Annotated in this window: 21 protein-coding genes; 10 read left to right on the top strand and 11 right to left on the bottom strand. The window is 54.7% G+C overall.

Annotated elements, in window-relative coordinates:
* Positions 1-16 precede the first annotated feature (16 nt).
* Entirely contained in the window at positions 17-412 is a 396-nt protein-coding gene (locus ACEQWH_RS04555; protein ID WP_370228534.1) for a response regulator, read from the top strand.
* Here the strand turns inward: ACEQWH_RS04555 and ACEQWH_RS04550 are convergent.
* Together ACEQWH_RS04550 and motA are read right to left on the bottom strand one after the other, a co-directional pair.
* Entirely contained in the window at positions 409-846 is a 438-nt protein-coding gene (locus tag ACEQWH_RS04550; RefSeq protein WP_370228533.1) for a hypothetical protein, read from the bottom strand. The two genes, ACEQWH_RS04555 and ACEQWH_RS04550, sit on opposite strands and share 4 nt — an antisense overlap.
* Positions 847-849: 3 nt before the next feature.
* Positions 850-1,716, bottom strand: coding sequence for a flagellar motor stator protein MotA (gene motA / locus ACEQWH_RS04545; protein ID WP_370228532.1), 867 nt, complete (start codon positions 1,714-1,716; stop codon positions 850-852).
* A 194-nt stretch (positions 1,717-1,910) separates the two neighbouring features.
* Here motA and ACEQWH_RS04540 point away from each other — a divergent pair, with 194 nt between their 5' ends.
* Entirely contained in the window at positions 1,911-3,035 is a 1,125-nt protein-coding gene (locus ACEQWH_RS04540) for a hypothetical protein (protein ID WP_370228531.1), read from the top strand.
* Positions 3,036-3,093: 58 nt separating this feature from the next.
* On the opposite strand, the gene ACEQWH_RS04535 is transcribed toward ACEQWH_RS04540, so the two are convergent.
* The 3 genes from ACEQWH_RS04535 to ACEQWH_RS04525 form a co-directional block, all read right to left on the bottom strand.
* Positions 3,094-4,431 (bottom strand): flagellar motor protein MotB, encoded by a 1,338-nt coding sequence (locus ACEQWH_RS04535; RefSeq protein WP_370228530.1) that lies wholly within the window; start codon positions 4,429-4,431, stop codon positions 3,094-3,096.
* Between the two features lie 154 nt (positions 4,432-4,585).
* Entirely contained in the window at positions 4,586-5,068 is a 483-nt protein-coding gene (locus ACEQWH_RS04530; protein ID WP_370228529.1) for a MucR family transcriptional regulator, read from the bottom strand.
* Between the two features lie 148 nt (positions 5,069-5,216).
* Positions 5,217-5,513, bottom strand: a complete 297-nt coding sequence (locus ACEQWH_RS04525; protein ID WP_370228528.1) for a hypothetical protein — start codon at positions 5,511-5,513, stop codon at positions 5,217-5,219.
* A 253-nt stretch (positions 5,514-5,766) separates the two neighbouring features.
* On the opposite strand from ACEQWH_RS04525, the gene ACEQWH_RS04520 reads away from it, so the two are divergent.
* The 4 genes from ACEQWH_RS04520 to ACEQWH_RS04505 all read left to right on the top strand — a co-directional run bounded on the left by ACEQWH_RS04520 (position 5,767) and on the right by ACEQWH_RS04505 (position 9,385).
* Entirely contained in the window at positions 5,767-6,474 is a 708-nt protein-coding gene (locus tag ACEQWH_RS04520) for a winged helix-turn-helix domain-containing protein (protein ID WP_370228527.1), read from the top strand.
* Positions 6,475-6,799: 325 nt separating this feature from the next.
* Complete coding sequence (locus ACEQWH_RS04515) at positions 6,800-7,252, top strand: hypothetical protein (protein ID WP_370228526.1); 453 nt, start codon at positions 6,800-6,802, stop codon at positions 7,250-7,252.
* A gap of 214 nt (positions 7,253-7,466) precedes the next feature.
* Positions 7,467-8,705, top strand: a complete 1,239-nt coding sequence (locus tag ACEQWH_RS04510; RefSeq protein ID WP_370228525.1) for a flagellar hook-length control protein FliK — start codon at positions 7,467-7,469, stop codon at positions 8,703-8,705.
* Positions 8,706-8,719: 14 nt separating this feature from the next.
* On the top strand, positions 8,720-9,385 hold the full coding sequence (locus tag ACEQWH_RS04505; protein WP_370228524.1) for a flagellar hook assembly protein FlgD: 666 nt from the start codon (positions 8,720-8,722) through the stop codon (positions 9,383-9,385).
* 3 nt (positions 9,386-9,388) lie between these two features.
* Here ACEQWH_RS04505 and ACEQWH_RS04500 read toward each other — a convergent pair whose 3' ends face one another.
* From ACEQWH_RS04500 to ACEQWH_RS04480, 5 genes are read right to left on the bottom strand one after another with little or no spacing between them, the layout of a single operon-like run.
* Positions 9,389-9,895 carry a hypothetical protein gene (locus ACEQWH_RS04500; RefSeq protein ID WP_370228523.1) on the bottom strand — a complete coding sequence of 169 codons (507 nt, stop codon included), beginning with the start codon at positions 9,893-9,895 and terminating at the stop codon, positions 9,389-9,391.
* A gap of 9 nt (positions 9,896-9,904) precedes the next feature.
* Positions 9,905-10,642, bottom strand: a complete 738-nt coding sequence (gene flgH / locus ACEQWH_RS04495) for a flagellar basal body L-ring protein FlgH (RefSeq protein WP_370228522.1) — start codon at positions 10,640-10,642, stop codon at positions 9,905-9,907.
* A 44-nt stretch (positions 10,643-10,686) separates the two neighbouring features.
* Complete coding sequence (flgA, locus tag ACEQWH_RS04490) at positions 10,687-11,367, bottom strand: flagellar basal body P-ring formation chaperone FlgA (RefSeq protein WP_370228521.1); 681 nt, start codon at positions 11,365-11,367, stop codon at positions 10,687-10,689.
* A 3-nt stretch (positions 11,368-11,370) separates the two neighbouring features.
* Entirely contained in the window at positions 11,371-12,159 is a 789-nt protein-coding gene (gene flgG, locus ACEQWH_RS04485) for a flagellar basal-body rod protein FlgG (protein WP_370228520.1), read from the bottom strand.
* Positions 12,160-12,189: 30 nt separating this feature from the next.
* A complete protein-coding gene (locus tag ACEQWH_RS04480; protein ID WP_370228519.1) occupies positions 12,190-12,933 on the bottom strand; it encodes a flagellar hook basal-body protein in 744 nt (247 codons plus the stop codon).
* Between the two features lie 143 nt (positions 12,934-13,076).
* Here ACEQWH_RS04480 and ACEQWH_RS04475 point away from each other — a divergent pair, with 143 nt between their 5' ends.
* The 4 genes from ACEQWH_RS04475 (at position 13,077) to ACEQWH_RS04460 (ending at position 18,916) form a co-directional block, all read left to right on the top strand.
* Complete coding sequence (locus ACEQWH_RS04475) at positions 13,077-14,921, top strand: tetratricopeptide repeat protein (protein WP_370228518.1); 1,845 nt, start codon at positions 13,077-13,079, stop codon at positions 14,919-14,921.
* A 150-nt stretch (positions 14,922-15,071) separates the two neighbouring features.
* Positions 15,072-16,373 (top strand): flagellar hook protein FlgE, encoded by a 1,302-nt coding sequence (locus ACEQWH_RS04470; protein ID WP_370228517.1) that lies wholly within the window; start codon positions 15,072-15,074, stop codon positions 16,371-16,373.
* 26 nt (positions 16,374-16,399) lie between these two features.
* The gene (gene flgK / locus ACEQWH_RS04465; protein ID WP_370228516.1) at positions 16,400-17,818 is read left to right on the top strand and encodes a flagellar hook-associated protein FlgK; all 1,419 of its coding nucleotides are present in this window, start codon (positions 16,400-16,402) and stop codon (positions 17,816-17,818) included.
* A gap of 12 nt (positions 17,819-17,830) precedes the next feature.
* Positions 17,831-18,916, top strand: coding sequence for a flagellin (locus tag ACEQWH_RS04460; RefSeq protein ID WP_370228515.1), 1,086 nt, complete (start codon positions 17,831-17,833; stop codon positions 18,914-18,916).
* Positions 18,917-19,018: 102 nt separating this feature from the next.
* On the opposite strand, the gene ACEQWH_RS04455 is transcribed toward ACEQWH_RS04460, so the two are convergent.
* Positions 19,019-19,802 (bottom strand): winged helix-turn-helix domain-containing protein (locus ACEQWH_RS04455; RefSeq protein WP_370228514.1); only part of this gene is annotated, 784 nt, incomplete at its 5' end.

Raw genomic sequence — 19,802 nt, 5'->3', positions numbered from 1 at the left:
GAAAAGAGGCAAAACAATGGGTGAACTAAACAAAATTCTTCATGTCGAAGACGAGGCGGATATTCGCGAGATCGCGCATATGGCGCTTGAGCTCATCGGCGGGTTCGAAGTGGCACAGGCCGAGCTTGGCACGGTTGCGCTGGACATCATCGAAGGGTTCGCGCCCGACATGATCCTGATCGATGTTCAGATGCCAGAGCTGACCGGCCCTGAAACGCTTGAGGCGATCCGCAAGATGCCTGGTTATGAAACCATTCCGGCGATTTACATGACGGCTAAAGTCAGCGAGTCCGAGAAGGGCTCTTTGATTGGTCCGTTGGAACTGGGTCTGATTTCTAAGCCTTTTGATCCGACAACGCTGGCAACTCAGATCCGCGCCATGTGGGACAAGGGGCTGCAGGCCGCCGCCTAAGACGATCCGCCCATCTGCCGCATATAGCGGTTGCGGGCGACTTCTTCGAGGGCGCTGGATTCTGCAAGATCCTCTTCTCGCCTCTTTTCAAAGAGGGACTTGTCCAGAACGTTCTCGTTCGTGCGCACCTCGGTATAAGTTTCAAAAAGCCGCCCCTCGATAAGGGCGGCTTTTTCGTCCAATTTTACCATTTCACCGTCGATGAATTCGCGCCGACGCTGAACCGCATGCAGAAACCCTGCAAGAAAAGGCGCAGCCTCGGGGGTCGTGATCTGGGTTTCGGTTTCCAGCCGATGATCCAAATCATCACGCTCTCGTTGCAGATTGCCCTGTGCCGCGCGAATGACCCCCATCTTTGCGGCTTGTTCGTCCAGCTCATGCTCTTTGATGCGCTGGAGCGTTTTGAGGGCTTTGATCCGTCGAGACCGGTCCACGTTTTAGGCTTCGGCCAGATCTGTGCGGGCCTCTTCCATTTCATAGAAGCTTGGCTGCAGGATCGTTGGGATATTACCACGGCCGATTTCAACACAAATGGTTGGGCTGTGGTCATGCAGGATCGCAACAAAGATATCGCGGATAACGTTATAGAATGCACCGTCCTGCTCTTCGATGGCGGTCAGGCGACCCGAGAGAGGCGCCACAAAACAATAGGCCAGGAAAACCCCAAGGAACGTACCAACAAGCGCACCACCGATCATCTCACCCAGAACGGCAGGGGGTTTGTCGATCGAGCCCATGGTTTTGATAACACCCAAAACCGCCGCAACAATCCCGATCGCGGGAAGGCCATCTGCGACGGTTTGCAGGCCATGCGCCGGAACAAGAACCTCGTGGTGGTGCTTTTTAAGTTTCTTGTTGATGACGTCCTCAGTTTGGAAGGGATCATCAAACTGCAGGGCAAGCATCCGGAAGCTGTCGGTGATCAGGTCAATTGCATGGTGATCATGCTGGATTCTTGGGAACTGGGAGAAGATCGAACTGTCGTGTGGATTTTCGATATGCTCATCCAGCGCCAGAACGCCATCTCGTTGATAGATCTTGGTCAGGCCGTACATCAGGTTCAGCAGGTCGATATAATCGCTCTGCTTCCATTTTGGACCCTTCAGCGATTTGAAAACCGCTTTGAAAGTTCCGATCACATCGCCGAACGAGTTCGCGGCAACATAGGCCCCTAAAGAGGCCCCGCCGATCATCATGCCCTCGAAGGGGAGCGCGTGAAGGATGGGGCCCATCTCGCCGCCTGACAGCAGAAAGCCACCAAAAACGAGGGAAATAACGAGGATAAATCCGATAATGATGTTCATTTCGAGGTCGCTGTATATTGGGGGGCGGTTGCGTGCCCGACTGCTCTATTTTTCAGTGATTCTCGCACAAACACCCCTAACCCAGCAAGAATTAAAACGGTTTTTTGGGAAGGATTGGCAAGAATAATTGACAATCATAGCGTGTAGGTTAAAGAATAGTGAAAATAATCATGGCCTTTGGAGAGGATCCGAAGATGTCACGGCCCGAGCAGATCATGTCAGTATTGTTGGACGCGGAAGATATGCGTCTAATTCACCGCAGTTGGCCTGTGGATATGCGCCTTGGCGTATGTTTGATGCCAAGCGGCGATTGCCAGTTGATGTTGTTTCATCAGGACGAAAGCCTGGGATTTCCGGAACGCTTGAAAGACCACTTCGGTTTGCGGGCATCCGAAATTTCTATTCACCCTAAGGTTGCGGGCTTTGCGACGCACCCGATGAAGTATTCCGAAGAACGCGCGCTCGCAAATCTGTTGTCGGACAATCTGGAGCTGACGGAAGAAGCGCTGGACTACTCGGTGAACTTCTCCTACGCCCGCGAAGAGGGGTTGGATCCGCTGAACTTTATGGGCCGCGATCCAGAGCCCGCGGCAGGCAAAGGGATTGTGATCGAGGATGCCGAGCTTGCGCCGGTTGATCCACCAGAGCTGACATTTGCGACCCGCCGCAAACCTGCCGCGCCCCAAAAGCCGATCCGCAATCTGCATTTCGATCTGAAACGCGAAGCCCAGCGGTTTGAAAGCAATCCGACCAAAACGGACCAGACGCTAAAGGCGCCGACCGATGGGTTTAAGTCAGCCGCGCAGCTGAGCGCGATTGACACCGAACCGAAGGATTTCGCGCTGACGGCAACGCCCGCTGGGGGCATCACCATTCAGGCAAAATCCGGGCTTGGCGCCAAAGTGGTCATCCGCGACGCACAGCATGTGTTCTTGCGTGACGATCGCAAACTGCTTGCGCTTCAGCACAAGGCAGCGGCGGTTCCCGAACAGATCAATATCCTGCCACATGCGGTCCCTTCGGCGCTTTTGACGTCTTTGGGATCAAAGGCCGAAGCCGCCGAAGTCTTTCTGCAGGATGATTATGTGTACGTGACCCTTGGGCAGAAACCTGCTGCGACGACCAAGGCGAGCACCCCGGCGACTGACAGCAAACCACTGAAGGTGCGCAAACGTTGGGCGGCTTTGCGTCTGATCGGCCTGACCGCCTTGACGATTGGCGGGATCTATCTGGTGCTGAACGGGCCCCTGGGCACCGCGCCCGAAGCCGCCGCTCCGGAAACACAGATCGACTGGCAAAGCTTTACCGGCAATTCTTAAACGCAGAACGCCCGCGACGATGTCACGGGCGCTCCGGAGTGTGGCGGCGTCGGTGGGGTTACCGAAGCGCGCTACGTAGGTTTTCAAAGACCTTGGCATCCAGAACCGTAGCGGCAGGTTCGCTTGGCAGGATTTCTTCTGCCACAGAGGCTTTTGGTGCCTCGACCGCTGCAACCTCTTCTTTCACCATCTCGGTCTCTTGCGCTGCAGCCGCAGTCGGGGCAGGGGCCATAGCTTTGGTTTCCGACGCCATCGGTTCTACGCCGGCTGCAACTTCGGACTTTTGATAAGCCAGCAAGACTTCGATGCGACGGTTTGATGGATCTTTCGGAGCGTCTTCTTTCAAGAGCTGAGTATCAGCCAGGCCAGAGACGCGAGAGATCCGATCCTGTGTCACACCGGTCTGAACCAGAACCCGGCGCATTGCATTCGCCCGATCCGATGACAGATCCCAGTTGTCGTAAGACGCTTGGTTGGCAAATGGGACAGAGTCCGTGTGGCCAGAGATCACCATATCGTTGGGCAACTTCGCCAGACCTGTGCCAAGGGTTTCCATCAGCAGACGGGTGGCCTTGTTCATTTTCGCCTTACCAGATGCAAACATGGGTTTGCCGTCTTGGTCCATAATCTGCACTAGCAGACCTTCGTCGGTTTCCTTAAAGACGATGTTTTCTTGCAGGGCAGCCAGCTCGGGGGATTGCTGCATCGCTTGCTTCATCTCGGCTTCCAGTTCCGCGAAACGTTCTTTGTCTTCGGTATGCGTTGGGTTTTGGTCTGGAACCGCTTCGGAATTCGCGCCGACATGCGTGCTATTCGGATCCAGCGCTTCGCTTTCATCCATTGTGCTGCCTGCGGCGATATTTGGGTTTATGGTGTTCTCATCCCATGCCGGAGCATCCGCATCGGCAGACGTCGCAGCAGAGGCGGTGCTGTCTGACAGGCCTTCAGCAGAAGAATCCTCTACAAACTCTGGGCTCACGGCACCCGCGGCAGGGTTCGTGTGATCACCAAGGTTCGAGCCTCGCGCTTCCTGATCAGGACTCGCGGTTTGCGTCACATCCATGATTTCCCAAGTCGCAGGAGATGGGTCGTCCACTTCGCCGCGATCAGAACCGCGTGCGACAGTTGCACCATTCGAGGCGGTCAATGTCCCAGGAGGGCCCAATGTCGCGCCGTCCAGAACGCCCGAGCCGCCTGGCATGGTCGCGTCTGTAAAATACTCTGCGATCCCGCGCAGTTTCTGTTCATCCGAGGAAGACAGGATCCACATCAGCAGAAAGAATGCCATCATCGCGGTCATAAAGTCCGCATACGCAACTTTCCATGCGCCGCCGTGGTGCCCGTGCCCTTCGACGACTTCGATCTTTTTAATAATCGTTTGCCCTTTGGCTGCCATCGTTCCTTGCCTCATATCGCCGGTTCAACCGGTTGATTCCCGTAAACCGGCATTTCGCGCGGTTTTTCTCGAACCGAGATATGAAGGTGAACCGTGCCGCTAGATGGGCGCGATTAAGAAAAGATTGTGGCAGTAGGGGAAACAATTGCGGCGACTAGCGCGCCGCAGCAGTTTGATCAGCATCCGCGTCGCGACTGTATTTGCCCAAACCAACCTTCTTTGCATAGGCGGCTTTGCGCTCTGAATACTTCGGGGCGACCAGCGGGAAATCCTCGGCCAGGCCAAACATCGTGCGATATTCGTCTTCTGTCAGGCCGTGCTCTGCTTTCAGATGCCGCTTCAGCATCGTGAAACCTTTGCCGCAGCACAGGCAGTACACTTTGTCGTCCGTGACTGCATTCTCTAGCGCAATCGCCGGTTTCACGATTGGTTTTTCAGGCGATGGGGACAAAGCGACCGGTGGGTATGCATTTGCGGTGGATGCCGGTGTGTAGGCGAATACTGGAATGAGTCGCTGTGCCAGAGTTAAGATGTCGTCCTGCGTGACATCGGCACGTCCTGCATAGGCCGCCACGACCTGCGCTGTGGCGTCTAAGGATTGTTGCGACGTGTTGTCCATGTTGTCTTTAGCGTTCATGGGCTGCCTCTTATTTTTGCAAAGTTTATAGAGGTTCGACTCAAGTATTGTCAAGAATAGCGCGGTGCTGTTCATGTCATATTAAGCGAATTTTCCCTTATATTACCGTGGGTTGTGATTCCCTTGACGTGCGCAACCCGCACAAAAATCAACCTACGCGCGCGTCCAGAAGAACGGAGCCCTGATTTTCAAGAACATAGAACTGGTGCCGCCGACGGGCTGCCAGATACTGCGATTCTAGAATAGGGGGGCGGTTCGCCGCGCGTGCCAGGGTGGGCATCATCGGCATTTCAACGGGCTCGATATCCTGCAGTACGTCAAACGCAGCCGCAAGGACATCAAACATAAAGTCGTTGGTTTCAGGGGAAGAAAGCAGCTTCTCGATGGTTGCAACCGCATCTTGCGCAGCAGCCATTCCGGCGTGGTCAGCCTGAGTCTGTGCCATGAATGTACTCCGTTCAGAGTGTTAAACGGTGCATTCTGCAACCTGAACAGACCTTAGGGGAAGCAAGGTTAAAATAAGGTCAAAGTTTGCGGTTCTTCAAAAATAAATGGTTAAAGTACTTAAACCGCCTAGGACTCGACTCTTTTATTGGTTTTGTTCTTGATGGTCTGTTTGCTGCACGCAAACTGGAAAGCCCATTGCGTCATTTGGTCTTCCTTTACTAAGAAGGAGCCGCAAAAGAAGGTGCAGAAGCATGCTTTATAAACCAGCATATGCCGTCGTTTTGGATCGGGACCGCGCCCGAAGCCTATCCTTGCGGCATATGTTCATGGTGATCTGTGGTCTTAGCTGCGAGGTCTATCCGGATCCCGAAAGCTTTCTGGAAGAGCAAACCGGCGACCACCCGCCCAAAGTCATCATCCTTGGTGATGTCGACGATCGGCCCCGTGCGTTGCGGGCTGTCGCGTCTCAGCACCAGAGCTTTGTCCTTGTTATAGAGCGACCGGGGGATGCGTTGACGGTCGAAAATGCGTTTCTGGCTGGCGCCGACGATGTTCTGCGCACGCCGTTTACCCTGCGAGAGTTGGCTTTAAGGCTGCGTGCAAGGATTGGCATGCTGGAGTCTTCGGATAGCGAAGATTTGTTCTTGGAAGCTAGCAACTGGGGCGAAGAAGCCTATATTGCCGAGCGTGCGGGATTGACGGAATCCGAGGCGCAGATCTTGCATGTTCTTATCAGCAACAGCGGGAAAATCGTATCGCGCGATGCGCTCAGCCTCGCAATTGACGGGCGCGCCTGGGATTATGGTGACAGAAAATTCGACGTTCACGTCGCGAAGATCCGCAAAAAACTAACGTCGACATTCGGAGATCACATTTCTGTCCAGACGGTTCGATCCGCGGGATACATCCTCTCGATTGACGAAGTTGGACACGCAGATTTGATGAATGCGATCGGTTAATTGATCGAATTTTCTGCCTGTCAAGAAAAGAAATGTAAATCTTGATTTTCAACCTAGATGTCGCGGTTTGTTGCGATTGTTGGCCCATAGGTTGTGGATAACTCACCTTTTGCTTGGGGAGAACGGTAAGTTTCTCTTGTTTTTGGCGAGTTGCCGCTAACGTCACGCACCCATCTCATTTTGGACACAAGCCAAGAAAAACCGCCGCAGAGTCCTGATTTGGTTTCTTAAATGCCCATGCAAATTTACAAAGAGTTAATTCTACTTTTAACAGAGCTGTCCTAAGATGTGACCAAGCGATAAAATATATTCGGGGGAATATGTAGTGGATTACGATGCGTTGCTCGCACAAATATGGGGTGGGGCCATAGAGCTAGACGCGACGGCAGAACCATCGGGATTGGTCGCACTTTTGACCTCTATGGTCAGCGTTCCACTGGTTGTGTTGCAATCAGACGGAGAGCAAGATCGTCCTTATGCTTTCATGGAGACGTCCGAAGTGATGGATGGGGTGATTCTCGGCGACGTCCTGGCAGAAGAGCTGGAGATCGAAGTGCCCTATGGCGCGATGATCTTGGTTGAGCCAAAGGGTTTCTTTGAGGCACAGGCCTTGTCTGCGAGTGCGTTGGGACAGATCCTGGGTCTGGTCTTAATGGACATCGCGCATCCTGATGCGCCGATGGCTGGCAGCGCGCGTCGCGACGAAGATCATAAGCTTGGAAATCCGATCGTGGCTTTGAGTGAGTTTGCACAAAATTGGGCGAGCCGCATCCAATAAGCGCACATCAGCTCCATACACTCAATAAGACAAACTTGATTTAATCCTTCGTTAATCAAGTTTGTCTTTGTTTATCCTTAAAAATATGAGATTTTATCCTTGCCGGAACACTCCGGCAGGGTGTTTTTCAAAATGTAGTCCTTTGAATGCGCACCCGCATGACCCGGCAAAGAACTGGGCATCACTGAGGTAGTGAAGGTTTGGGACACAAGAGATGAATATAGCCGTAAATCCACTGGTCGCCTTGTTGGGCGGTGGCGCTGCGCATTTGGGTGGCGCGCAGTCGCAGCCCGGTACTATGAATTTTGCGCAGTTGCTGAAAGGGCAGGGCGGAAACGCTTTGCTGGGGCAGCAGCCGGAAATGTTGGCGCGGTTGATCGGCAAGGCCGAAGCGGTGCTGGCAACAGTTGAGTCACTGACTTTGGATACGCAGGGCGAGCTTGAAGGCTTTACGCTAGAGGGTCTGGCAGACCTATTGACCGGAGAGGTGTCCCTGTCGCCTGAGACCGCAGAAGGCGAGTTGGCATCATTGATGCAGACTCTCAGCGACATTCAGGATTTGATGCGAGATATCCTGGATGTCTTGCCGGATCTTATGGCTCAGTTTGCACCAGAAGATCTCGGCCTTGAACTGCAAGACGGGCAGACCAATGTGTCCGTCGCAACTATTCTTGAGGTGACGGTGTTCGTACGAGATATCGTTTCCCAACAGAGTGTTATGCCGCAAAGGACAATGGTGTCCCGACTGAATTCCGCCCATTTGCAAGGTGTGCACAGCATAGAGACGCGTCCGACGCCTGCGCTATCGCTGATCTCGGAAATAGACGGTATCGCTTTGCCGGATGTGCAGGCCAAAGAGACGCTAACTTTGACGCCGGTCGCTTCCGCAGTTGTCCGCACGCTGGCAACTGCCGCGATCCAGACGCAGAAATCTGCGGCCCAAGCCATTGATTTTGAGGCCAGTGAAACGCCGCTGGCTTTGACGTCACGCACGGAACCTGCGCAGTTTGATCAGATCGAGCAACCACAAGCGCCTCAGCCGCGCCCCGAAAATCAGATCTCTACAAAATTCGCAAATGTTTTGGTGAATCAGGTTCGCCAAGTCGACATTCAAGAGGGCACGACGCGGATCGAACTATCGCCGCGTGGCCTGGGAAGTATCGAAGTCGAAATGCGCACCAATAGTGATGGCTCTTTGGCGATTGTGGTGCGCGCCGAAAATGATGCGGTTCTGTCGGCGTTGCGCGAAGAGCGTGATTTGCTGGCCGCAATCATCGGCGACAGCGCGAATGGATCTTTGGATTTCCAAGAATACTCCGAAGGACAAAATCGGGAACAGGGTGATCTGAACGGATCAAACGGGCAGGGCGCTGATGCCGAGGACGAAACAGTCGAGGCCAATGCTTCCGCGTCCGCCATTGTGAATGGTCCTGAGTTGGATCTGGTGACCTAGAAGGGAATGTCGTTATGGATGCAGTCGCGTCAAACAGCTTGCTCAACACATCGGCCACCAATAGCGCCTCATCGCTTTCGTCTTTGAGCGAAGACTATGAGCGTTTTCTGACGTTGTTGACCGCGCAAATTCAGTATCAGGATCCGCTGGAGCCTATGGACTCGACCCAATTTGTGACCCAGTTGGCGCAACTTAGTCAGGTGGAGCAGGCGGTTGCGACCAACGACAATCTGGAAAAGCTTGGCACAAGCATTGGATCGCTGGTGTCGGTGTCCGGTGCGGATATGATCGGTCGCGATGTCACCATCGCGTCGGCCCAATTTGGTTTGGAGAACGGTGTGACGGACGCATCCTATCGCGCGCCCGAAGGCACAACCAAGCTGACCGCGCAAATTCTGGATGAAAATGGCACTGTGATCCGCACACTGTCGGACTTGCCGATCGATACGACCAAGGTTGTTCCGCTGCCTTGGGATGGCAAAGACGAAAGCGGCGCGTCGCTTTTGGATGGCGAATATGTGCTGTCGCTCAGCGCGACTGATGCTGAGGACAACGCTTTGCAGCCAAGCGTGTTCCGCAAAGCGCGTGTTGAAGAGGTGCTCTTCAGCGAAGGTGTTAACTATTTCAATCTGGATAGTGGTCAGCAGATCGAAGCGGACGACATCTTGTCCGCGAGCTAGGCTCTACATTCTGCTAGTGCGCGCCGAGCTGAATTCATTGATGCGCGCGGTGCGGATTGCGTCGAAATCGCGGTGCATCTTGCGCACAATTTCCTCGATCATTTTCAAACGATCCAGATTGTGTTCCTCGCCCTCATCGACCCAAAGCGTGGTTTCTGCCATATCTGACAGAACGCCGATTGCACCGTCTCGCAGGCGAGCGCGACCTTCTGCGCCGTTCAGACGTTCGAACTCGCTCGCGCCTGCCAGATAAACGTCCATATCAATGACGATGTGCAGGACGTTTTCGGGCTGCATCACCTGAACCGTGAATTTCCCCAAAGGCATTTTATACAGTATTTCCTTGGGGGCGGCGGCCACTTTCCCGGGCTTTTCCTTTTCTTTGGCCATCTCAGCATCGGCCATTTCCGCAGGCGCAGGCGGAGGCTCTGGGGCCATCATTTGCCCCAGAAAATAGCCTGCGGGCCCCAGGATCAGGGGCCCAAGCAGTATGATAAGGATCTTTTTCATTTCGAGCCCCTAGTAGGGGAGGATCACATCAAGGAAGTCTTCGCCGTAACGCGGTTGCTGAACCTGGCTGATCTGACCCCGGCCACCATAGGTGATGCGGGCCTCGGCAATTTTGTCATAGGCGACGGTGTTCAGGGTGCCGATGTCCTGTGGGCGGATGATGCCGGCCACACGCAGCTCGCGCAACTCGTTGTTAACTTTGACTTCCTGACGTCCAGCAATCACGAAATTACCGTTCGGCAACTCTTTGATAATAAGCGCTGCAACCCGAAGGTTGATCGCTTCTTTTCGCGCGATCGAGCCCTCGCCGCGTGAGGCTGACGTATTTCCAAGATCGATGATTTGACCGGTTGGAACCTCGCCTGCGCCAACGCCGGGCAGTACTTTGTTGAGCTGGCCGCCATAGCCAAGGAAGGTTGGGCTGTCGACGTCTTGTGAGGCTGATCTGGACCGTTCAGAAGCGTTGTCCAGTTTTGCGTCGTCAGAAATGTTGATGACGACGGTTAGAATGTCACCAACCGCCTGCGCGCGTTGGTCGTCAAAAAAGCTCGAGGTGCCACGACGCCAAAGGCTGCTCGCCTCGGCGCGCTTGGGTCGCGCGATCGGCTCGCGGGCGGGCATCGGAACAGAGATGCGGTTCACCTCGGGAATGTCCGTCGACATATCGCTGAACTGCGGGTTGCGATGTTCTTTGTATTGCGGGGTACACGCACCAAGTGCCATGCCCGAAACAAGCAATGCAGACACGATCAACCGGTTGCGTGAAAAAGATTTAGCCAGAGTTGGGAACCTCAAAATTGTGCCTCCACAAGCCCATCGCCTTTGGCAATGGCTGTTATTGTTTTGTTGCTTGAAAGATTAACGACGCGCACTTCCTGCCCAAGATGTGCGTCAGAGATGGCTTTACCGGTTGCAGTCAGCTGAAGCGGACCGTGTTGCAGTTCGATCGTTACTTTGTCGCCGCGCGATACGATGATCGGCGGTGTCACGGATTGATGGTGTACGGGTCGGCCGGGCGACAACATACGGCGCACCTGCATGCCCACCAGATCTTCGTACTCGGTGATGGCAAATGCGTGAACGCGGGCCCAAGCCATTTCGATCATCTCGATGTCGCGGGGCTGAAGGATCTCGTCGGGTTGTACGCGACGGTTGACCACCGGGATTGGAACGCTCAGCACGGCCAGTCCCCAAACGCGTGTGACATCTCCCTGCAGCGTCACTACGTTTGCAATGAATTGTCCGCTGGACTGGTCGATCCAGAACTCTTGAATAAACTGCCCGTCACGCGGCAGCCCGTCTGCCAGATGAATTTGAAATTGCCCATTTGGGGGCAGGGCGGGGCCGAGTTCTTGCTCGGCACGTTCTGCAACAAGATCTGTAATCAAGGCGGCCCAAGACGGCTGCGTTGTGCCCAGCACCGCAAAGAGTCCAAGGGTTAGAGCCAAGAGATATGTTGCCAGCCGCGTCATGGATTAAGACTTAATCTGGTTGGCGGTTTGCAGCATCTGATCCGCCGTCTCGATGGAGCGCGAGTTCATTTCATAGGCGCGCTGCGCTTGGATCAAATCGGTGATCTGCGCCACGATGTTGACGTTGGCGTTTTCAAGATAGCCTTGCTGAATGATCCCCACACCCGGATCGCCGGGCGTTACAACATTGGCGGCACCGGACGCTGTGGTCTGTTCAAGAAGGTTGTTCCCGATCGGGCGCATCCCCGCTTCGTTCAGGAATGTCGCAAGAGTCAGCTGACCCAGATCGGTGGGGTCGGGGTCATTGTCCAAAAAGGCCTGAACAACACCCTGAGGACTGACGACCACAGATCGTGCGTTGTTTGGAACGTTGATGCCGGGGTCGATTTCAAAGCCATCCAGAGTCACAAGCTGGCCGGTAGAGCTCAGCTGAAACGCGCCCGCGCGTGTATAGGCTTGTGTGCCATCTGGACGGGTAACAACAAAAAACCCGCGGCCGTTCACGGCCATATCGAACTGGTTTTCTGTCTGGGTGAGGGCACCCTGAGTGTTCAAGCGCACGACGCCCGCGCCTTGCACGCCAAGACCGACATTCAGGCCAACCGGACGGGATGTGCCCTGTGTCGACGTCGCGGCGCCTTCTTGCAATTGCGATTGATAAATCAGGTCCTGAAAGGCCGCGCGACCGGTTTTAAAGCCGGTGGTGTTTGCGTTGGCGATGTTGTTGGCGATCACGTCTACGTTGGTCTGCTGCGCCAACATGCCCGTCGCTGCAATTCCTAGTGCTTTCATTGCCTCATTATCCTTTTGTTATTGCCAGCTCTAGACGACTCGGCCCAGTCGCTGGATTGCCTGTTTGGTCAGTTCGTTCTCGTCACTCATCAGATGTGTCGCGCGTTCATAGGCGCGTTGGATGTCCATCAGGTGGATCATCTCGACCACGGGTTGCACATTGCTTTGCTCGATAAAGCCCTGTGCAAACTGAGCGTTTTCAACCGGGGTTGGGGCGTTCGCGTTTGGATTGGGCAGGAAAAGCCCGTTGCCCAACGGAGCAGCGCTGTCAAAATTCGGTACGTTGAACAGTCCGATGCGGCCAAGAATACCGCCGGTCTGATCCGTCAGCGTTCCGTCCTGTGCGATCTGCACCAGGTGGCCCACGTCCTGCGGCAACGTGATTGGCGCACCGCCTTCGTCGACCACAGGATTGCCGGCCAGGTTCACAAGCTGACCTTCCGCATCTACAGACAGACGCCCGTCACGCCCATAAGCGGTCTGGCCATCAGCCGTCAGATACCCCAGCCAACCTTCGCCGGTGACCGCTACATCCAAAGAATTTCCAGTCTGAACTAAAGCACCTTGCGAGAGGTCTACATAGACGCCGCTGTCTTTGACAAAGCTCACGGCCTGGGTGTCATCGCCCGAGTTCTTAGGGTCCACCGCTTCAAGCAAAGGGTGTTGCGCCTTGTACCCGGCGGTCGATGCGTTCGCCATGTTATGTGCTGCCAAATCGAGCGACCGTTCAAGCGCGGTCGCAAGCGAAATGGACACATAGCTGGTGGTTCCCATGCCCTTTGCCTCTATAGACTGGCACTATTGCAAGAACAAAAGTGCTATACTGCTCATTAGTTTATTGTTTCTTTGTAAATTATCCCTCAAGATAAGGATTAAAACAAGCTATATTTGGCAACGAGCAAGAATAGAAAGAAAAGATGGGAAAGGTGCGACTGCTTTTGACGATCCCGTTCTGGGTGCTGCTTTTGGCATCCGGTGTCTATTCTGCATCCGATCCCTCTGAGGACGAAGCAAAGGTCGAAGAGGCCGAGGCCGCGCCAGAGGCTCCGAAGAAGCTTGAAATCACTGGACCGCAAACGTCGGTTCAGCAGCTGTTTGACCTTGATCTGCGCCGCTGGCCGGAAGAGCGCTTTTATGAAAACCTGACCGGTTTGATTAACGAGCTGTCTGTGCGCTATGGCGACGAAGCCACGGCAACTCTTCTTGATACGGCTGAACTGTTCTTGGGTCAGATGATGGTGGCCGAAGCGGAATCGGTTCTGGGTGAGCTGGAAGAGGTTGGTGTCGGACAAGAGCGCCGTCTGCGCGCTCTGAAAGACGCACAGATGTTGCTGAATGGTGCTTCTGTTGAGGTGTTTGAAACCTCGCCGCTCAATGAAGAGTCGCGTCCAGATCGTGCGTTCTGGTCTGTGTTGCAGGCCATCGCATCGGGCGATGGAGCCATGCTGAACGACAACCTTGGCGCCGGCGTTGTTGGGCTGATCCACCAGACACGCCCCGTGGCGCGGTCCGTTCTGCCGATCATCATCGAAGCAATGATTGAGACAGATCAATTGGTTCTGGCCGATCGTAGCCTAGAGTTGCTCGCGGATTTCCCCGACCTGAGCGATGCGTCCATGGGTCACTACCTTCGGGGTAGGGCCGCCGAAAAACGCAACAACCAGAAAACTGCGCTCGTGCATTACTTTGAGGGTATCAAGGGCTTTGACCGCTATGCCGTCCGGTCGCGTCTTGCGATTGCGGATATGGCGATCTTGGACGGTGGCCGTGGGGCTTTGATGGCGGCGGAAGATGTTCTTGAGAACGGATTGGATTCCTGGCGCGGCGATCAGTTTGAAATCGCGACCCTGGAGAAGCTGAACGAAGTCTATGTGGCCGCGGAAGAGCGCGTCGAGGGTCTGATTTTGCTGAGCAAGATCACAATGCGCTATCCGGGCACCGCAGCCGCCGAGCGCGCGGAAGCCGCATCAAAGGACGCATTGCGGTCGGTGTATCAAGACGGGTTTGATGGCAAGATCCCGCTATCGCGTTGGCTGTCAGTACACCTTCGATTGGTGCCCGCCTATCGGTATCACCCCGAATACGCGCAACTGGTCGAAGAGCTGGCGGACCACCTGATGTCCTTAGGCGGCACGACTATGGCAGCGCAAGAATACGAGCGTGCTTTGGCGTTTCGGGCCGATTTGTTTGACCTGAACTCGGATTGGGTGAGTGAAGAGGAGCTGACGCGAAACAAACTGAAACTGGCAAAGGCGTTGGCCACAGGCGGTCAATATCAAGAGGCGAAAGAGGCCTTGGTAGCGCTGGACGATGTCATCGATCCGATCGTGCGCAATGATATCAACACCCTGCGCGCCAAGATCGCAGCCCAGATGGGAGACGCTGACGGGCTGCTTCGTACCCATGTCATCTCGCCCAGTGCGGAAAACCTGCGCAATGTCAGTCAGGCGCTTTGGGAAAAGCAGGAATGGGATGGCGCCAACGAGTTCTACAACCGGTTGTGGGCTGACTATCCGCAGGACTTTGATCTAAGCGACGCAACATACCTTTTGATCGCAGCCCACAGAACGGGCGATCAGAATACGGCCACACGTGTCGTCGAGGCATTCCCGGGAATGACGGAATCTGAGAACTGGGTACGTCTTGCCGAGAGCTTTCTGACACAACCGCCGGACGTGTCTACTCTGACCTTGGATGCAGCCAATGGGCGTTTAGAGCGGCTCACAAATGCATTGGATGATATCGAAGGAAACGGGCTTTAATCCTTCTAATTCCTTATCTATCCTTCAAAATCCATTGATAAATATGCAGATAACAAGGATTTTATCGATTTCTTTAACTCCACTTAAAGATGTTTCATGTAACTATCCTTGTAACAAAAAAGACTAACCAAGAATAACGAGGCAGACAAAATGTCATTGACGAGTGCGCTTCAAACGGGCGTGAGTGGCCTGGGTGCCAACTCCACCGCAGTGGGTGGTATTTCTGAAAATATCGCCAACGCTAACACGGTTGGATATAAACGCAGCTTTTCTCAGATGGTTACAACAACGGCGTCGCAGGGCACGGACAAGGGTGTTCTGTCGGTTATCGCCGAAGAAAGGCTGACCGTTTATTCTGCAGGTGGTTTGATTGCGACCAACAGTTCAACAGATTTGGCGGTGTCTGGAACGGGGTTTTTTGTGGTCTCGGAATCTCCGAATGAACCCAACCAAGCCAATTATTATCTAACGCGCGCAGGGTCTTTCCTGCCTGACGCGGACGGTAATTTGGTGAATGCCGCTGGGTATTACCTCAGCGGTTTTCCCTATGATGGTGATGGGGTTCTGCAAAGTATTGACCGAAGCTCTTTTGCATCCATGCAAACGGTTAACATCGGCGCAATTACACTTGCAGCAGATGGAACATCGACAATTGACGCCTCTGGCAACGTGCCCAGCCAAGCGACCGGCAGTGCGACACCGGGTGCGCCTTTTGTGACCTCTTCTGAATTTTTCACGCCTCTCGGCCAGATCGAACGCTTGAACCTCAGCTGGCAGCCGTCCAGTACACAAAATCAATGGACAGTATCGATCGCTGATAGTAACTCGAACGCTCTGGGATCTTTTGACGTCACTTTCAGCGACTCGGGCAGCACCGCGGGCTCGCCAAGTGCCTACAGTAACGCGACCAACTTGGCGACGGCGCCCGCGGCTTTCGTGATGGACACCGCAACTGGCAATGTCACGCTGACATTGAACAACGGCACAACACCGCAGACAATTAACATGTCTTTCGGTGAGATCGGCAGCTTTTCAGGCATGACCCAGTTCTCCGGCGATTTTAGCCAGTCGTATGACCGCGACGGCTCGAGCCTTGGTGAGCTGGTTCGGACAGAATTCGACGACGCTGGCACGATCTATGGTGTTTTTGACAACGGCAACCGCCGTCCCCTGTACGAGGTTCCTTTGGGTGTTGTCGACAATCCGAACGGGTTGGGGGAGCGCGCGGGTAACGCCTATCAGACAACAGTGAATTCTGGCTCTTTCCAAGCACTTACAGCGACCGGCGGCCGCGTTGGGGTAATTAACTCTGGAGCCTTGGAAAGTTCTAACGTGGATATCGCGCAGGAAATGACGGATCTGATCCGCTTCCAGCGCGCCTTCTCGACCAACGCGTCGGTTGTGACCACAGTTGATGAAATGATGGAAGAAACGACACGGCTCAAGCGGTAAGCCAATAATGAGAGGGTAACGCCCTAATGACGATCACAGGTGCACTGAACACGGCAGCTTCTGGACTTCGCGTCCAGCAGACCTTGTCGCGTGTGGCTGCTGATAACGTGGCGAACTCTACCACCGAAGGGTATGCTAAGCGGACCGCAGTCGTTGTGTCCACGCTCGCAGGCGGTGGCGCCAATGTCACCGAAGTGCGCCGCGAGGTTGATGTTGCCCTGCAGCGCATGGCGCGGTTGGAAAACGCCCGGATGTCCGAACAGCAGGCCATCTATGAAGGGCTGCGGGATTACTCTATTTTCCTGGGCGAATTGGGTGACGGGAATTCCCCGGCCGAGACATATGCCGAATTCAGCGCGACCATGAGCACATTGGTCAACTTGCCGTCCTCCAGCGGGGCGCAGGCGGGGTCCATTCTCGCGGCTGAAAATCTGGTGCGTTCGGTGAATGACGCCAATCAGCGGCTGAACAGTGTGCGTGCCAGCGTGGACATGGAAATCCGCTATGAGATTTCCGATCTGAACGAACGTCTTTATGAGCTTGTTGATTTGAACCAACAGCTTCAATCGTTTGAGCGGAACAGTTTCGAAGCCGTCACCTATGCAGACCGGATCGATCAAATCGTTGATCAGATCTCTGGTGTAGTGGATGTGCGCGTCAGCTATGGTTCTAGCGGGTGGATCAATATTTCGACCACCGGCGGTGCGGCGTTGCTCGAAGGCGATCTGGTGCATGATGTCACCTATAATCCTGGTGATGGCACGTTTTGGGCGGGCGATCAGGAAATTACGCCCACTAACGACAGTATTCGCGGGATTGAGCATGGCTCGCTTGCTGGGTTTGCTCAGCTTCGCAACGAAACTATCCCAACGTTCCAGTTGCAGCTGGATGAATTCGCGCGTGGTTTGATCCAGACGTTCGAGAATGCCGACACGTCACTTGGAGCAACGGATCCCGGTCTCTTTACCGACAATGGGCTGCGCTATGATGCGTCAAACCTGCAAGGTCTGGCGGGTCGTCTGTCGATCAACAGCCGCGTCGAAGGCGCTGCGACGGGTACGTCGTGGTTGATCCGTGACGGTCTGGGCGCGACAGTGGAAAGCGAAAACGTCTCCGATGCCACCCAAGTTCAGCAATTCATTAACGGCATGAACTCTGCCATGGGCGCGGATCCTTTGACAGGGATCAACAGCACGGTTTCCTTGTCGGATTACGCGGCCGAAATGATCAGTGCGCAGGGCACGACGACGGCCCGTGCGGAAAGCAACTACAATGCAGCCCGTTCCGCGGCCGAGGTCGTCGCGGCCTCGCGTCAGAACATCGAGGGTGTCAGCATTGACGAAGAAATGCAGAACCTCATGCTGATTGAGCAGAGTTTTGCGGCCAACTCGCAGATGCTGTCCACGGTCGGTGACATGCTCGATACGCTTCTGGCGATCTTTTAGGGGAGGGGATAGATGACACTGTTTAATTCCCGGGTCTCGACCTATCAGATGAATTATTTCATGCGCGCCAATGTGAACAGCGCGACGGTCAAGTTGCAAGAAGCCAGCAAAGAGCTGGGCACCGGGCGCCACGCGAATTTGTTCAAGGAACTGGGCCCGCGCACCGCGTCTGCATTGCAAATGCGCGTGACGGAAACCACCACGCATTCCTTTGTGACGGCAAACAAGGTTCTGGCGAGCAAGCTTGAAACCACATTGACCGCCACCAACAGCATTCGCGACACTATCGGCAGTGTTCTTGAAATTTCGCTGTTGAATCTGACGCGACCAAACACAGGTGCCGAGGCGATCCAGGCGGAAGCTCGGGCTGCGCTTGAGTCCATTGTGGGCTCTCTCAACCAAAGCTTTAACGGCGATCATCTGTTCGCAGGCATCAAAAGCCGCGAGGCGCCGATGACGCGCTGGGAAGATGTGAACGCCGATACAGGGTTTTCACCGCAGGCGGTGATTGACTCGATCGTAGGCTCTGGGCCGCCCGATACGGCAACGGCTGCCACGATGATCGCGGACATTCATGCGGTGTTTGAGTCCAACTACACCGCTGATCCAAATATGAATTTCGAGGCCACCTTCTTTGGCGGCACGCCCCTGCTGGACGGTAGCGGGGCCGCGAACGCGCGTGTTACTGCGCGGCTGGATGCGGATCAAGAACTTGACTATGGCGTCCAGGGCAACGATCTGCCGTTCCGCGAGGCGATGCGTGGACTGGCGATGTTGGCCAGCGTGGATGTATCGCAAATTTCGGATCAGGCCACTTATCAAGCATGGATGCAAGAGGCTGTGGATACCCTCGCCTCGGCATCTGAAGGCGTTCTGAAGATCACCACCGACGTCGGATTTCAACAAGAAGTCGTGGAAACTGCGACGGAGCGGCTAGAAGACATCTCGATCATCCAAAAGTTGCAGATTGCGCGTCTGGAAAATGTGGACGTCTATGAAGTTTCCGCTCAGATTGCGTCGCTAGAGGCGCAGTTGCAGGCCAGCTACAGCGTGACCGCGCGTCTGGGCGAGCTGAGCATCCTCAACTACCTGAGATAATGAGATAACCAATCCCTCGAGCCTCGTCTCTGACGTGCTCAAGTTAAAACCCCCGCTCCAGAAGGATGCGGGGGTCTTTTTGTCTTCGGCTTGGAGCAGTTATCAGGCGCGAGCCTCTAGGCGCATGCCGGATGATGCGATTGCTGGAATTGGATCAACATCCTCCAGCACATCAGGTGGGCTCAGCTTATAGCCGCGACCATGAATGGTCTCGATGTACTGCGCGCCAGTGTCGGCAGCTGCGGCAATCTTTTTGCGAAGTTTACAGATGTAAACGTCGATTACCTTGTCAAACGGCTGATCCGCACTCATGCCATAGACCGCGTCATAGATAGCGTTCTTGGAAATCACCTTGTTGGAGTTCAGAGCAAGGTGCTGGAAAATCGAGTGCTCGCGCTTGGACAGTTTGATGCGGGTGCCGGATACAATCGGATCGCGGCCATCAAAGAAGGCTGTCACTTCACCGACGCTGATGCTCTCAGCGGCATGTCCATGGAAGCGACGCACGATGGAATTGATCCGGGACAGGACTTCGCCACCTTTGATCGGGCTGACGATAACATCGTCCGCACCACGATCGAGTGCTGCGGCAGTGTCTGCCGAGTTCCGGAAATCCCGCAATATGATCAGTGGGTTCTCGCAACCTGCGTGACGCACCGCGCGGATTTGGCGGTGTGTGTTCACAGATTCACCGATCAGAATGGCGCGATGTTCGCTGCCTGTCTGAGTCAGTGGCGCAAGGCCTGTTTCAAAAAATTCTTCGCCCACAAAGAGAGGTTGTAGACCCGCGTTTTCCAACTCGGATGCTAGGGATGCTCGACGTTTCTCTCGTGGCTCATAAACATAGGCGCGCATAGCGTCCTCCGTTCCTGCCATTTTTGTTATT

It is taken from the genome of Cognatishimia sp., assembly GCF_964229375.1.
GTDB lineage: Bacteria > Pseudomonadota > Alphaproteobacteria > Rhodobacterales > Rhodobacteraceae > Cognatishimia.
Note: the sequence above shows the minus strand (reverse complement) of the source record. Positions and strands in the feature narration are given on the sequence as shown.

Bases quoted from the DNA above. Each gene is read 5' to 3' on its own strand.
- ACEQWH_RS04505 (WP_370228524.1), top strand. From the start codon at position 8,720: ATGGATGCAGTCGCGTCAAACAGCTTGCTCAACACATCGGCCACCAAT.
- motA (WP_370228532.1), bottom strand. From the start codon at position 1,716: ATGAACATCATTATCGGATTTATCCTCGTTATTTCCCTCGTTTTTGGT.
- ACEQWH_RS04525 (WP_370228528.1), bottom strand. From the start codon at position 5,513: ATGGCACAGACTCAGGCTGACCACGCCGGAATGGCTGCTGCGCAAGAT.
- ACEQWH_RS04460 (WP_370228515.1), top strand. From the start codon at position 17,831: ATGACACTGTTTAATTCCCGGGTCTCGACCTATCAGATGAATTATTTC.
- ACEQWH_RS04535 (WP_370228530.1), bottom strand. From the start codon at position 4,431: ATGGCAGCCAAAGGGCAAACGATTATTAAAAAGATCGAAGTCGTCGAA.
- ACEQWH_RS04540 (WP_370228531.1), top strand. From the start codon at position 1,911: ATGTCACGGCCCGAGCAGATCATGTCAGTATTGTTGGACGCGGAAGAT.
- ACEQWH_RS04530 (WP_370228529.1), bottom strand. From the start codon at position 5,068: ATGAACGCTAAAGACAACATGGACAACACGTCGCAACAATCCTTAGAC.
- flgG (WP_370228520.1), bottom strand. From the start codon at position 12,159: ATGAAAGCACTAGGAATTGCAGCGACGGGCATGTTGGCGCAGCAGACC.
- ACEQWH_RS04500 (WP_370228523.1), bottom strand. From the start codon at position 9,895: ATGAAAAAGATCCTTATCATACTGCTTGGGCCCCTGATCCTGGGGCCC.
- ACEQWH_RS04470 (WP_370228517.1), top strand. From the start codon at position 15,072: ATGTCATTGACGAGTGCGCTTCAAACGGGCGTGAGTGGCCTGGGTGCC.
- ACEQWH_RS04510 (WP_370228525.1), top strand. From the start codon at position 7,467: ATGAATATAGCCGTAAATCCACTGGTCGCCTTGTTGGGCGGTGGCGCT.
- flgA (WP_370228521.1), bottom strand. From the start codon at position 11,367: ATGACGCGGCTGGCAACATATCTCTTGGCTCTAACCCTTGGACTCTTT.
- ACEQWH_RS04555 (WP_370228534.1), top strand. From the start codon at position 17: ATGGGTGAACTAAACAAAATTCTTCATGTCGAAGACGAGGCGGATATT.
- ACEQWH_RS04480 (WP_370228519.1), bottom strand. From the start codon at position 12,933: ATGGGAACCACCAGCTATGTGTCCATTTCGCTTGCGACCGCGCTTGAA.
- ACEQWH_RS04520 (WP_370228527.1), top strand. From the start codon at position 5,767: ATGCTTTATAAACCAGCATATGCCGTCGTTTTGGATCGGGACCGCGCC.
- ACEQWH_RS04475 (WP_370228518.1), top strand. From the start codon at position 13,077: ATGGGAAAGGTGCGACTGCTTTTGACGATCCCGTTCTGGGTGCTGCTT.
- flgK (WP_370228516.1), top strand. From the start codon at position 16,400: ATGACGATCACAGGTGCACTGAACACGGCAGCTTCTGGACTTCGCGTC.